Annotated in this window: 8 protein-coding genes; 6 read left to right on the forward strand and 2 right to left on the reverse strand. The window is 77.0% G+C overall.

The window, feature by feature from the left end; translation table 11 throughout:
• Window positions 1-199 precede the first annotated feature (199 nt).
• Window positions 200-994, reverse strand: coding sequence for a DNA-formamidopyrimidine glycosylase family protein (locus tag ABD254_RS21160; RefSeq protein WP_344250942.1), 795 nt, complete (start codon window positions 992-994; stop codon window positions 200-202).
• Window positions 995-1,151: 157 nt separating this feature from the next.
• Here ABD254_RS21160 and ABD254_RS21165 point away from each other — a divergent pair, with 157 nt between their 5' ends.
• Window positions 1,152-1,949 (forward strand): DUF998 domain-containing protein, encoded by a 798-nt coding sequence (locus ABD254_RS21165; protein WP_344250944.1) that lies wholly within the window; start codon window positions 1,152-1,154, stop codon window positions 1,947-1,949.
• Here the strand turns inward: ABD254_RS21165 and ABD254_RS21170 are convergent.
• Window positions 1,915-7,176 (reverse strand): DEAD/DEAH box helicase, encoded by a 5,262-nt coding sequence (locus ABD254_RS21170; protein ID WP_344250946.1) that lies wholly within the window; start codon window positions 7,174-7,176, stop codon window positions 1,915-1,917. The two genes, ABD254_RS21165 and ABD254_RS21170, sit on opposite strands and share 35 nt — an antisense overlap.
• A 55-nt stretch (window positions 7,177-7,231) precedes the next feature.
• Between ABD254_RS21170 and ABD254_RS21175 the strand changes: the two genes are divergently transcribed.
• The 5 genes from ABD254_RS21175 (at window position 7,232) to ABD254_RS21195 (ending at window position 12,873) form a co-directional block, all read left to right on the forward strand.
• A complete protein-coding gene (locus ABD254_RS21175) occupies window positions 7,232-7,465 on the forward strand; it encodes a DUF3046 domain-containing protein (protein ID WP_344250948.1) in 234 nt (77 codons plus the stop codon).
• Between the two features lie 179 nt (window positions 7,466-7,644).
• Window positions 7,645-9,750, forward strand: a complete 2,106-nt coding sequence (locus ABD254_RS21180) for an alkaline phosphatase family protein (protein ID WP_344250950.1) — start codon at window positions 7,645-7,647, stop codon at window positions 9,748-9,750.
• Entirely contained in the window at window positions 9,747-10,721 is a 975-nt protein-coding gene (locus tag ABD254_RS21185; RefSeq protein ID WP_344250952.1) for an MBL fold metallo-hydrolase, read from the forward strand. Before ABD254_RS21180 ends, ABD254_RS21185 begins: the two co-directional genes overlap by 4 nt.
• A 234-nt stretch (window positions 10,722-10,955) precedes the next feature.
• Window positions 10,956-12,077: a recombinase RecA gene (recA, locus tag ABD254_RS21190; protein WP_344250954.1), complete on the forward strand. Its 1,122-nt coding sequence runs from the start codon at window positions 10,956-10,958 to the stop codon at window positions 12,075-12,077.
• A gap of 37 nt (window positions 12,078-12,114) precedes the next feature.
• Window positions 12,115-12,873 carry a regulatory protein RecX gene (locus ABD254_RS21195; protein ID WP_344250956.1) on the forward strand — a complete coding sequence of 253 codons (759 nt, stop codon included), beginning with the start codon at window positions 12,115-12,117 and terminating at the stop codon, window positions 12,871-12,873.
• Window positions 12,874-12,994 lie beyond the last annotated feature (121 nt).

A 12,994-nucleotide genomic window follows, 5' to 3' on the forward strand; every position in this document is an offset into this window, starting at 1 on the left:
CGACTTTCATAGCGAGGCCCCGCCCGTGCGACCCGAGACCACCGCCCGGGAGCACTCATACCGTCTGAGCGGAGACGCTGGCCCGCAGCGGAACCGCGGGCTCGGGCGGCCGACGGCTCGGCTGACGCACCGGTAGCTGCTCTCGAAGGGCGCCCCACCTCCGGGTGGGGCGCCCTTCGACGCGTCCACCCCGGCGCGTTCAGGTGGGGGCGTGCTGGCAGCCGGGGCACCAGTAGACAGGCCGGTCAAACGGCGGCCGGCCCGCCCGCCCGACGGCGACCGCGGTCCCGCAGCGGCGGCACGGCTTGCGGTGGCGGCCGTGCACCGCGGTCTCGACCGCCTGGAGGCCACGCGTGCGCCCCACCCGGACGCTGCGGTCCATGAGGCGGTGCGCGGTGACGAGGAGCCGGGAGAGCGCGTCCGCGTCGAGGTCGCCGGTCGGCGTCCACGGCCAGGTCCCGAGGGCGAACAGCGTCTCCGCGGTCCAGATCGTGCCGAGCCCGGCGACGGGCCGCTGGTCGAGCAGCGACTCCGCGAGGGGCCGCGCCCCCTGCGCCGCGAGGCGTCGCGCGCCGTCCGCGACGCCGCCGTCGAGGAAGTCGTCCGCTAGCACGTCCGGGCCGAGGTGCGCGAGCAGCCGCCCCTCCTCGCGCGTCGGCACGAGGTCGAGCATCCCGAGGCTGTGCCCCACGCAGGTCCACGCGGGAGTGCCGAGCACCGCGCGCACGTCGTGCCCGCGGGCCGCGGCCTCGCGGGTGCCGCTCCGGTGCACCCGCCAGGTGCCGTCCATGCGCAGGTGGGTGTGCAGGGTGCGGCCGTCGTCCAGACGGGTGAGCAGATGCTTGCCGTACGCGACGCACGTCGTCACGGTCGCGCCCTCGAGCACTGCGCCCACGGCGGACGGCCAGCGCAGCTCCGCGCGCACGAGCGGCGTGCCGCGCAGCGCCGCGTCGAGCCGCTCGGCGACCAGGCGTAGGACATCACCCTCGGGCACGCGGTCCTCCCTCGCCGTAGGCGGCTCCGGGTGCTGCCAGGGTAGTGCCGCCCGGGGCTCTCGCGCGGCCCCCTGAGACGGGTAGGGAAAACCTCAGGGGCGAACCGGGGACGCACCTGATGGCGCCGCGACCCGTTCGTCCGGAATGCTCGGTGCCATGCCCGCAGCACCCGCCGAAATGCGCTCCGACCAGCCCCGACGCGTCGTCCTCGACGACGATCGCGACGCTCCCGCCCGGCTGCCGTCCGCCGGCGCGAGCACCCGGGTCGTCGGGTGGTTCGGCGCGGCCGCGCTGGCCGCGATGATCGCGGCGCACGTGGTCGGTGCGGCGGTCGTCGACCCCTTCGTCGACCCCGTCAGCTTCTACGCGTTCGTGCCCTTCGGCGGCGAGCTAATCCTCCTCGGGGGATCCCTCCTGGCGGTGCTCGGGCTGGTCCTGGTGGCCCGCGCGTACGCCGCGGGGCTGGCGTCGGGTGTGGTCCCGGTGGCCGCCATGGTCGTCTTCGCCGTCGCGATGGTGCTGGTCGGGCTCTTCCCGACCGACCCGCCGGGGGCCGGGGACGCCACCGTCTCGGCGGTGGTGCACCGCGTGAGCGCCGGGACGGCGTTCGGGGTGCTGCCCCTGGTCGGCCTGGGCATGGCGGGCACGATCACCGCCCCACGCTCGGCGTACCCGGGCCGGCTGCGTCGTGCGGCCTGGGTGCTGGGGACCCTGGTCGCGGTGTTCCTCGCGATCCACCTGCCGCTCGCCGCGGCCGGTTCAGGCATCGGGGCGTTCGGGTTCCTGGAGCGCGCCGGCTTCGTGATCATGATCGGGTACCTGTTCCTGCTCGCCCGCACGGTCGACCGCGAGGCAGGGGATGACGTCGTGCCCACCCTCGCCGGGGCCGGGGCCGGGGCCGGGGCCGGTGCCGGGGGCGTCAGCGAGGGGCGGGACGTAGCCCTCGTGGCGTGACGCCGAAGCCGGCGTCGAGGAGCGCCGCGGCGGCGGGCGTCCGGTCGCGGGCGGCGGTGAGCGCCGGGATCCCGTCGACCCGCTGCACCATGACCCGGCCGAGGCGGCCCGCGCCGCACGCGTCCGTGAGCACCTTCGCGGCGAGGGTCAGGCGCGCGCCGGCCACTCCGAACGACAGCAGCGTGCGGCCCCCGCGCTCGACGTACAGCGCCAGGTCGCCGTCGACCAGCACGACCACGGCCCCTGCCTTGCGCCCCGGGCGGTGCGTGCCGGAGCGAGCCCCCGGCGAGGGTGGGCCGTCCGGGTCCGCCGGGGACGACGGAGGGCCGGGAGCTCGGCGGACGCCGGCCGCGTCGGCGGCAGGGGCGGGCCAGGCGAGGGCGGCGCCGTACGGGTTGGCAGGGTCGGCCGCGGCGAGCAGGAGGGCGTGGTGACGCCGGGCGTCGTCCGGCGCGCCGACCCCCGTCGCGGCGTCGTCGAGGGCAGCCTCGTCGGCCTCCCGCGCCCGCTCGCGGTCCTGTGCGTCGGTGCGCAGCTGGTCCACGGCACCGGGCAGGGCGAACTGCGACCCGCCCAGGTGTTCGACGAAGTACCCCCGGCGCACACTGCCGCGCTCCTCGAGCTCGGTGAGCACCCGGTACACCCCGCGGAACACACCCGCCACGCCCTCCGACGGCGCGACGGCCCGGGTCAGCACCCCGTGCCGCTCCAGCAGGACCTGGGTGAGGGCGTGGGTGCGGACCGTCGGGTCCTGCTCGCGGGCGGGCAGCGCCGCCCAGCGGCCCCCGCCTCCCGGGAGCGGCGCGGCGCGCCCTGCCGTCGCCGGGCGAGCCAGGGCGAAGCGCGACCGGCGCACCGGCCGCGCCCGGCCCGGCGCGCGGGGGGCCCGGTGGGCGCCGCCCGCACCCCCGAGGCGCTCGCGCAGCACGACCGGCGAGTCGTTGGTGACGAGCCCGGCCCAGACCAGGTCCCACAGCGCCTCGAGCGCGCCGCCGGGCGTGGCGTCGGCGAGCTCGGCGAGCCGGGGAAGGAAGAAGCCGCCCGAGCCGGTGAGCAGGTCGAGCAGGACGCGGTGCAGGGCACTGTCGAGCGGGCCGCCCTCCTCGAGGTCGGGCTCGGGCGGCAGGGTGAGCGGCGCGTCGTCGGCGAGATGCAGGCTCACCATGCCGTCGCCGCCGCCGGAGCCTGGCAGGCGCGCGTGCCCGCACCACAGGACGTCTCCCGCCGTGGTCAGCTCGTCGAGCAGCGCGGGGGAGTAGTCCGCCACCCGCGCCGGCAGGACGAGGGTCTCGAGGGCGCTCGCGGGCACCGCCGCGCCCGCGAGCTGCTCCACCGCCCGCAGCAGCCCGTCCGTGCCGCGCAGGGTCCCGGTGCCGGACGGTCTCGCGGCGGACGCCCTCGCGCCGGGACTGCCGCCGGACGCGGGGCCGCGCGTCGCCGCGATCCCGTGCCAGCGAGGCAGGAAGACCCCGAGGGCCTCCTGGTCGACCGGCTCGACCTCGGCGCGCAGCGCGGCCAGCGAGCGACGGCGCAGGGTGCGCAGCACCCCGGGGTCGCACCACTCGTCGCCCGTCCCGCCGAGCGACTCCGGGCGCAGCCGCCCGCGGACCAGCACCCCGGCGGACTCGAGCCGCGACAGGGTCTGCCCCGCGACCGCGACGCCCAGGCCGAAGCGCCGCGCGGCATCGGCCGCGCCGAACGGCCCGTGCGTGCGCGCGTGGCGGCGCAGCAGGTCGCCGAGCGGGTCGGTCACCGGCTCGGTGAACTCCTCGGGCATGCCCACGGGCAGCGCCACGCCGAGCGCGTCGCGCAGCCGGCCGGCGTCCTCGGCGACGGCCCACTGCTCGGCCTCGGCGTCGCCCTGCCCGCCGTCGGACGCGCCCTCGGCCAGGCCGCCGAGCCGCACCCGGATGACTCTCCGTGACGCCTCCAGCGCGGCGAGCCACGCCTCGACCTCGTCGCGCCGCTCCTCGCGTGTCCGCGCACGCAGCGCGGCGAGCGGGTGTGGTCCCGACCGGCGAAGCACGTCCCACAGGCCCTCCGCGTCGCGAGCCCGGCGGTCCGGGGCGAGCGCCTGGAGCTCCGCCTCGGTGCGTTCGACGGCGCCGGGGTCGAGGAGGTCCGCCAGCGGCGTCGCCCCCTGGTCGCCGAGGAGCTCGGCGAGCAGCTCGGGGTCCAGCGACAGGGCGGCCGCGCGCCGCTCCGCCAGTGGCGCGTCGCCGTCGTAGAGGAACTGCGCGGTGTAGCCGAACAGGAGCGCCTGCGCGAACGGCGACGGCTGCGACGTGGTCACCTCCACCAGGCGGATCCGGCCGGCCGCGAGGCTGCGCATGAGGTCCGTGAGGGCCGCCACGTCGAAGTCGTCCTGGAGGCACTCCCGCGCGGCCTCGAGCATCACCGGGAAGTCCGGGTAGCCCGACGCGACCTGCAGCAGCTGCGACGCACGCTGCCGCTGCTGCCACAGCGGCTGACGCCGGTCCGGGCGACGCCGCGGCAGGAGGAGTGCCCGGGCCGCCGCCTCCCGGAAGCGGGAGGCGAACATGACCGAGCCGCCGAGCTCGTCGCGCACCGCCGCGAGCACCTCGTCGGGGTCGATCAGCAGGTCGTCGGCGGTGACGCCCGGCGCGCCCCGCCCGCCGTCGGGATCGGAGCCCGCGGCCGCGCCGTCGGCACCGCCCGGGCGCCACGCACCGTCCCCGCCCGGGTCCTCGGCGCCGCTCCCGCCCGGGTCCCACGCGGCGCTCCCACCCAGGTCCCAGCCGGTGTCCCCGGCGTCCGGCAGCCGCAGCACGATCCCGTCGTCGGAGTGCATCGCCGCCACGTCGGTGCCGTAGCGCTCGCGCAGGCGGGCGGCCAGGACCAGAGCCCAGGGTGCGTGCACCGGGGCGCCGAACGGCGAGTGCACCACGACGCGCCAGTCCCCGAGCTCGTCCCGGAACCGCTCGACGACCACCGTGCGGTCGTCGGGCAGCCGCCCCGTGGCGCGACGCTGCTCGGCGAGGTAGGAGGCCAGGTTGTCGGCCGCCCACGCGTCCAGGCCGGCCGCGCGCAGCGACGCGCGCCCGAGGTCGGTGCCGCCGGCCTCGTCGTCGGCGAGCAGCGCGTCCGTGGTGCGCACGAACTCACCGACCGCACGACCCAGCTCGGCCGGCCGGCCGGGGGAGTCGCCCTTCCAGAACGGCAGCCGCCCGGGCAGCCCGGGCGCCGGCGTCACCAGGACGCGGTCGGGGGTGATGTCCTCGATGCGCCAGGTCGAGGAGCCGAGGGTGAAGGTGTCTCCGACGCGCGACTCGTACACCATCTCCTCGTCCAGCTCGCCGACGCGCTTCCCTCCGCGCGGCCGGGCGCCGTCGCCGCCCGCGACGCCGTGCGGGCCGCCGTCGGACGGCCCGGCGGAGGCGGGCGCGTCCGTGGCCAGGAAGACGCCGTACAGGCCGCGGTCGGGGATGGTGCCGCCGCTCGTGGCCGCCAGCCGCAGCGCACCCGGCCGGCCCGAGAGCCGCCCGGTGGCGCGGTCCCACACGATCCGGGCACGCAGCTCCGCGAAGTCCTCGCTGGGGTACCGCCCGGCGAGCATGTCGAGCACCGCGCGCCACGTGGCGTCCCCGAGCCCGGTGAACGGCGCCGCACGCCGGAACGTGGCGAGCAGCTCGTCAGCGTCCCAGTCGTCGACGGCGAGCGCCGCGACGACCTGCTGCGCGAGGACGTCCAACGGGTTCGCGAGCACGCGCAGGTGCTCGATCTCGCCGGCCCGCATGCGCTGGGCGACCACCGTGGCGGGGACGAGGTCGCCACGGAACGTCGGGAAGACCACGCCGTGGGACACGGCGCCCACCTGGTGGCCCGCGCGCCCGATCCGCTGCAGCCCGCTCGCGACCGAGGGCGGCGCCCCGACCTGGACGACCAGGTCGACCGCGCCCATGTCGATGCCGAGCTCGAGGGACGACGTCGCCACGACCGCCGGCAGGCGCCCCGCCTTGAGCTCCGACTCGGTGCGGGTGCGCTCGGCGCGGCTCATCGACCCGTGGTGCGCGCGCGCCAGGACCGGCACCTCGCCGTCGGGCTCCGCCGGGATCCCCACGGACACCCCCGACTGCGCCTGCACCTGGGCCGCTTGCTGGGTGCCGGGCTCCGGCAGCACGAGCCCCGAGCGCTCGGCCCACAGCTCGTTCATGCGTGCCGTCAGCCGCTCGGCGCCGCGGCGGGAGTTGGTGAACACGAGCGTCGAGCGGTGCCCGGCGACCAGGTCGACGACACGCTCCTCGACGTGCGGCCACACCGACGCCCGACGCAGGGGCGACGTCGCCGCGCCCGTGAGGTCGATCTCCTCGTCGCCGCCGGCACGGCCGTCGGCGCCGCCCTCCGCCGTGCCGGCCGTCGCCGGCGGCGCGGGCTGCGGCGCGGTCGGGTCGGGCACGGTCGGCGCGGAGTCGAGGTCCGCCAGGTCGGGCACGGGCACGACGACGTCGATCGCCCACCGCTTGGTGGACGGCGGCTGGACGACGACGACCTCTCGCCCGCCGTCGCCCGGCGCCCGCTGCCCGCCGAGGAACCCGGCGACGTCCTCGACCGGCCGGACCGTGGCCGACAGCCCGATGCGCTGGGCCGGTCGCTCGAGCTGAGCGTCCAGCCGCTCGAGGCTCAGGGCCAGGTGCGCGCCGCGCTTGGTGCCCGCGACCGCGTGGATCTCGTCGAGCACCACCGTCTCGACCCCCGCCAGACCGGCCCTGGCCTGGGAGGTGAGCACGAGGAACAGCGACTCGGGCGTGGTGACGAGCACGTCCGGCGGCCGGGTGGCGAAGGCCCGCCGTTCGCTCGGCGGCGTGTCGCCGGTGCGGGCGCCGACCGTGACCTCCTCGACGCCGACGTCCAGCCGGGCCGCGGCCTGCCGGATGCCCGCGAGCGGCGAGCGCAGGTTGCGCTGGACGTCGGCGGCCAGCGCCTTGAGCGGCGACACGTACAGCACGCGGCAGCGGCGCGACCGCTCGGGCGGAGGCGTCGTGGTGAGGCGGTCGATCGCCCAGAGGAAGGCCGCGAGCGTCTTGCCGGAGCCGGTCGGCGCCACGACGAGCGCGTGCCGGTCGGTGCTGATCGCCTCCCAAGCGCCCACCTGGGCGGGAGTCGGGGCGGCGAAGGCCCCGGCGAACCACGCGCGCGTGGCCGGGCCGAACCGCGCGAGCACGCCCGCCGGGTCGCTCGGAGATGCGTCGTCGGGAGTGCCGGTCACTCGGTCATCGTGGCAGGCGGCACCGACACCCCGCAGGCCGTGGCAGGCTGGAGCCGTGCGCTACCGGGAGTTCGGCGAGCTGGTCGACGAGGTGTTCGGGCCCGCCTACGGCCGGGCCCTGGTCCGTGAGCAGGTGCTGCCGCGCATGGAGGACCGGACGCCCGAGGAGGCGCTCGAGGCCGGGGTCGAGCCGCGCGACGTGTGGCACGCCCTGTGCGACGCGCTGGACGTCCCGGACGCGCGGCGGTGGGGCCGCGACCCCCACCGGCAGGCCCCGCCGCCTCGCTGACGGCGCACGACCGCGCGGACGACGCGCGCCCCGACCCGTACCGCGCGCCCCGACCCCGCACCGAGCCCAGGACGGCGGGCCGCCAGCCCGACCTCGCACGGAGCCCAGGACGGCGGGCCGCCTCCCCGACCCCGCACCGAGCCCAGGACGGCGGGCCGTCGGCGCGGCATCATGGCGCCATGAGTCGCGTCCGCCCCGTGCCGGTCACGGTCGCGGACCTGCGCGGCGCGCTGTGGTCGCTCCTGTCCACGGCCGCCGGGCTGGGCGTCGCCGTCTGGATCGTCGACGGCGTGTGGGTGAGCTCGCCGTGGGCCCTGCTGCCCGCGGCCGTGGCGGTCGGGGTGGGCGACGCGCTCCTTCGGGTCCCGCTGCGCCGGCTCGCCCGGGTCTGGGGTGCCCTGGGCGCGCTCGCGGGCGGGCTCGTGGCCCAGGTGCTCGTCCTCCTCGTGGCCCTGAGCCTGCTTCCGGGCATCTCGATACGGTCCTGGCCGGACGCGGTGGCCGTCCTGCTCATCGCGGCGGTCGTCATGGCGGCGGGGCACTGGGTCGTGGGCGCCAGCGACAACGAGTACGTCGTCGCCGACCTGGTGCGCCGCGCCCGGCGCCGGGCGGGCCTGTCGCGCCGCGGGGCGCGCGACGACGCGGCCGACGCCGCCCGGCTGCCGCCCGGCGTGCTCGTCGTGATGCTCGACGGCGTGTCGCGCCCGACCCTCGACCACGCGCTGGAGGCCGGCCTCACGCCCACGCTGGAGCGCTGGCTGGGCGCCGGCACGCACCGGCTGGAGTCCTGGTGGGCGCGCGTGCCGTGCACGACCCCGGCGAGCACCCTCGGGCTGCTGCACGGGACCACGGCCGAGGTGCCGGCCTTCCGCTGGTGGTCGCGCGAGCAGGGCCGGATGGTCGTGACGAACCGCCCCGCGGACGCGGCCGACGTCGAGCGGCGCGCGAGCGACGGGCGCGGCCTGCTCGCCGGCGGCGGGGCGGCGGTGTCGACGATGTTCTCCGGCGACGCCGCCACCAGCCTGCTCGTGATGAGCCGAGCGGCGTCGGGGCTGGGCCCCGGGCCGATGTTCGTCCGGTTCTTCTCCAGCCCGTTCGTGCTCGTGCGCGCCGTCGTCGGCACCGTGGCCGAGGCGCTCAAGGAGCTGTACCAGGGCTGGCAGCAGACCGTCCGTGGCGTGCGTCCCCGGGTCGCCCGCCACGGCTGGTACCCGGTGCTGCGTGCGGTGACGAACGTCCTGCTGCGCGACCTCAACACGTCGCTCGTCGCCGAGCAGCTCGTGCGGGGGGTGCCCGTCGTGTGCGTGGACCTCGTGGACTACGACGAGATCGCCCACCACGCCGGCCCGCTGCGGCCGGAGTCGCTGCGTGCGCTCGAGGGCCTCGACCGCGTGCTCGGCCTGTGGGAGGAGGTCGCGCGCGGCGCGCCCCGCCGCTACCAGGTGGTCGTCGTCTCGGACCACGGCCAGTCCCTGGGCGCCACGTTCGAGCAGGTCTGCGGGCGGACGCTGGGGGACGAGGTCCGCCGTCTCATGGCGGTTCCGCGCGTCGGCCAGGACCGCGCCGAGGGGCGCGAGGCGACCGGGCGCGCCGCCGGCGAGAGCGAGTCGTGGGGTCCCGCGAACGCCGCCCTCAACGCGATGCGCGGCGAGCGCAAGGGGGACGCGCGCGTGCTCGTCGGCCCGGACCGGGAGCCGGCCCGCGGCCGGGCGTCGGCAGGCCCGTCGGCCGGCGAGGAGGTCCCGGAGGTCGCGGTGATCGGGTCGGGCAACCTGGGCATGGTGTGGTTCTGCCGCGAACCCGGGCGGCCGGACGGCGTCCGGGTGTCCCGGCGCTGGCCGGCCCTGGTCCCGGGCCTGCTGGCGAACCCGGCGGTCGGGATCGTCGTCGTGCGTGAGGGCGACGAGGTGGTCGCGCACGGCCGCGACGGCACGCGGGGGCTGGTGGGTGGCTGGGTCAGGGGCCGCGACCCGCTCGCCGGCTATGGCGCGCGGGCGCGGGCGGACCTGCTGCGCGTGGCGGGGCTCGACGACGCGGGCGACCTCGTGCTGGTCTCGGCCCTCGATCCCATGGGCCGGGTGCACGCCTTCGAGGGCCTGGTCGGCTCGCACGGCGGGCTCGGCGGGGCGCAGAGCGAGGCCGTCCTGGTGCACCCGGCCGACCTCGAGGTACCCGACGACGAGCGCGAGGACGTCGACGGCGCCCGCATGCTGGTGGGCGCCGAGACGGTGCACCGGCGGCTGGTCGCGTGGCTGGACGGCCTCGGGCTGCGGGAGGGGCTGTGACGGCGCCGCGCGACGGCCGCTCTGCCGGCGGCTCCGACGGCGGCGCTGACGGCGGCTCCGGCGGCCGCACCGCCGTGCGGGTGACGTGGTTGGGGCACTCCACGGTCGTGATCGACCTGACGGGTGCGGACGGGCGGACGACGCGGCTCGTCACGGACCCGCTGCTGGGGCGCCACGCCGGGATGCTGCGCCGGCGGGGGGACCAGCCTGCCCCGGAGGCGTGGGGCGGCGCCGACGCCGCGCTCGTCTCCCACCTGCACCACGATCACGCCGAGCTGCGCTCGCTGCGGCTGCTGGGGGACGTCCCGGTGCTCGCGGCCCCCGCCAACGCGCGGTGGCTGCGCGGCAAGGGGCTGCGTGGGGTGGGGCTGGAGGGCGCCTGGCACGACGCGGTGACGCACGGGGACGGGGGGTGGCACGCCGGGGGCTGGCACGAGGGGGAGTGGCACGACGTCGCGGGGGCGCAGGTGCGCCTCACCCCCGCGGTGCACGGGCACCGGCCGATGCCGCACCGCCCGAACGCCGCGGTCGGGCACCTGGTGCGCGCCGCGGCGTTCGCCGGCGGCGCACCCGGGCCGACCGTCTGGGCGGTCGGCGACACGGAACGATTCCCGGCCGTCGGGCGGGTGCGCGACCTGGCGGGAGGGCGGGTCGACGTCGCGCTCGTGCCGGTGTCGGGGTGGGGGCCGCGGCTGTCCGGTGGCCACCTCGGCCCTGCGGCGGCCGCGGAGGTGTGCGCGGAGGTGGGCGCCCGCGTCGCGATCCCCGTGCACTGGGGCACGCTGCACGCGCCGGGCGGCCGGTACCTGCCGCCGGGCTGGATGGACCACGCGGGAGTCGCGTTCGCGGCGGCGCTGCGCCGGGCCGCGCCCCGGGCGTCGGCGGTCGTGCTGCGGCCGGGCGAGTCGTGGGGCGAGGCGGGAGACGGGCCGCAGGCCGAGAACGCCGGCGGGGCCCGGGGACGGCCTTGAGGCCGAGAACCCGGGCCGGGCGTGAGGTGCGACACGCCCGGGGCGGCGTAGCTGGCGTCGAACACCTGTTCGGTGAGAGTGTGTCCACAGACGGGTTCCGTTCGGCGTCGTCCCCAGCTCGCCCGGTCACTCCGGGCGTTGTCGGTGGCGGCACGTACGGTCGGCAACAACATGAGCACGCAGCCACGAACGCCGGCGCGCAGCCGCCGCGCCCAGAACGCAAAGGTGACCGACATGCCTGCACCGGCAGACCGCGAGAAGGCCCTCGAGGCCGCGCTCGCCCAGATCGATCGCAGCTTCGGCAAGGGCTCGATCATGCGCCTCGGCGACGAGGGTCGCGCTCCGGTGGAGGTCATCCCCACCGGCTCGATCGCGCTCGACGTCGCGCTCGGCATCGGTGGCCTCCCGCGCGGCCGCATCGTCGAGATCTACGGCCCGGAGTCCTCCGGCAAGACGACCGTCGCGCTGCACGCCGTGGCCAACGCCCAGAAGAACGGCGGCATCGCGGCGTTCGTCGACGCCGAGCACGCCCTGGACCCGGAGTACGCCAAGAAGCTCGGCGTCGACACCGACGCCCTGCTGGTGTCGCAGCCGGACACCGGCGAGCAGGCGCTGGAGATCATGGACATGCTGATCCGCTCCGGCGCGCTCGACATCATCGTCATCGACTCCGTGGCGGCGCTCGTGCCCAAGGCCGAGATCGAGGGCGAGATGGGCGACAGCCACGTCGGCCTTCAGGCCCGCCTGATGTCGCAGGCGCTGCGCAAGATCACGGGTGCGCTCAGCGCGTCGGGCACGACGGCGATCTTCATCAACCAGCTGCGCGAGAAGATCGGCGTGTTCTTCGGCTCCCCGGAGACGACGACCGGTGGCAAGGCGCTGAAGTTCTACGCCTCGGTGCGCCTGGACATCCGACGGATCGAGACCCTCAAGGAGGGCACGGAGCCCGTCGGCAACCGGACCAAGGTCAAGGTCGTGAAGAACAAGATGGCCCCGCCGTTCAAGCTGGCGGAGTTCGACATCCTCTACGGCGTGGGCATCTCGCGCGAGGGCAGCCTCATCGACATGGGCGTGGAGCACGGCTTCGTGCGCAAGTCCGGCTCGTGGTTCACCTACGAGGGCGACCAGCTCGGGCAGGGCAAGGAGAACGCGCGCGCGTTCCTGCGCGACAACCCCGACCTCGCCAACGAGATCGACAAGCGCATCAAGGAGAAGCTGGGCGTCGGAGCCAAGCTGGATGCGCCGGCCGAGGGCGTCGCAGCGGACGGTGCGGCGCCGGCCGAGCTGACGGGAGCCGTCGCTGCGGCGGCTCCGGCGGCCAAGGGCGCGGCCAAGGGAAAGAAGGCCCCGTTCTGATGGGGCTCGTATGACGGTGGGCGTTGGCGGTCGCGGCGTGGGGAAGCGTCGCGGCCGCCCGCGGTCGTCCGTGGGTGCGGGAACGTCGTACGGCGGCGAGGGCGCCCAGGGCCCGGACGGCCACGGTTCGGACGGCCACGGTTCGGACGGCCACGGTTCGGACGGCCACGGTTCGGACGGCCACGACGGGTCCGACGACGCCGATGACCCTCAGGGTGCGGGTGGCCGTCGCGAGCGACGTCGCCGTCCCACAGTCGCGGAGCGGCTCGACGCGGGCGAGATCGGCCTCGAGGAGGCCGGCGAGCTGGCACGCGAGTCGGTGCTCCGCACCCTCACGGCCGCGCCGAAGAGCCGCGTCGAGCTGGCGCAGTCCCTCGCCCGCAAGGGCTACCCCGAGGCCGTGGTGGGCCCGCTCCTCGACCGGTTCGACGAGGTCGGCCTGGTCGACGACGCGGCGTACGCGGACATGCTCGTGCGCACCCGGCACGCCGAGCGCGGGCTCTCCCGCCGTGCCATCGCGGTCGAGCTGCGCCGCCGCGGGATCGACGACGACACCGCGGCCGACGCGCTCGAGCAGGTCGACGGCGACGACGAGCGCGAGGCCGCGCTCGCCCTGGCCCGCAAGCACGTCGCCCGCACGAGCGGGCTCGACCGCGACGTCCGCGTGCGCCGCGCCGTCGGGTCGCTCGGGCGCAAGGGCTACGCCCCCGGGGTGGCCTTCGGCGCCGTCCGCGACGCGCTCGCCGAGGAGGGCGCGGCAGGTCCCGAGGACGATTTCCCGGCGCTGGGGGACTGACCCGCTCACCCGTCGGCGACGGAGCCGGGAGACACGAAGGGCCCGGACGCAGGGCCGGTTCTAGCGATCCTCGCAACACCCTGGATTCAGGGGGTTGCGGGGATCGTGCTTTCACTAGAGC

This window comes from Isoptericola hypogeus (genome assembly GCF_039531145.1).
Lineage (GTDB): Bacteria > Actinomycetota > Actinomycetes > Actinomycetales > Cellulomonadaceae > Isoptericola > Isoptericola hypogeus.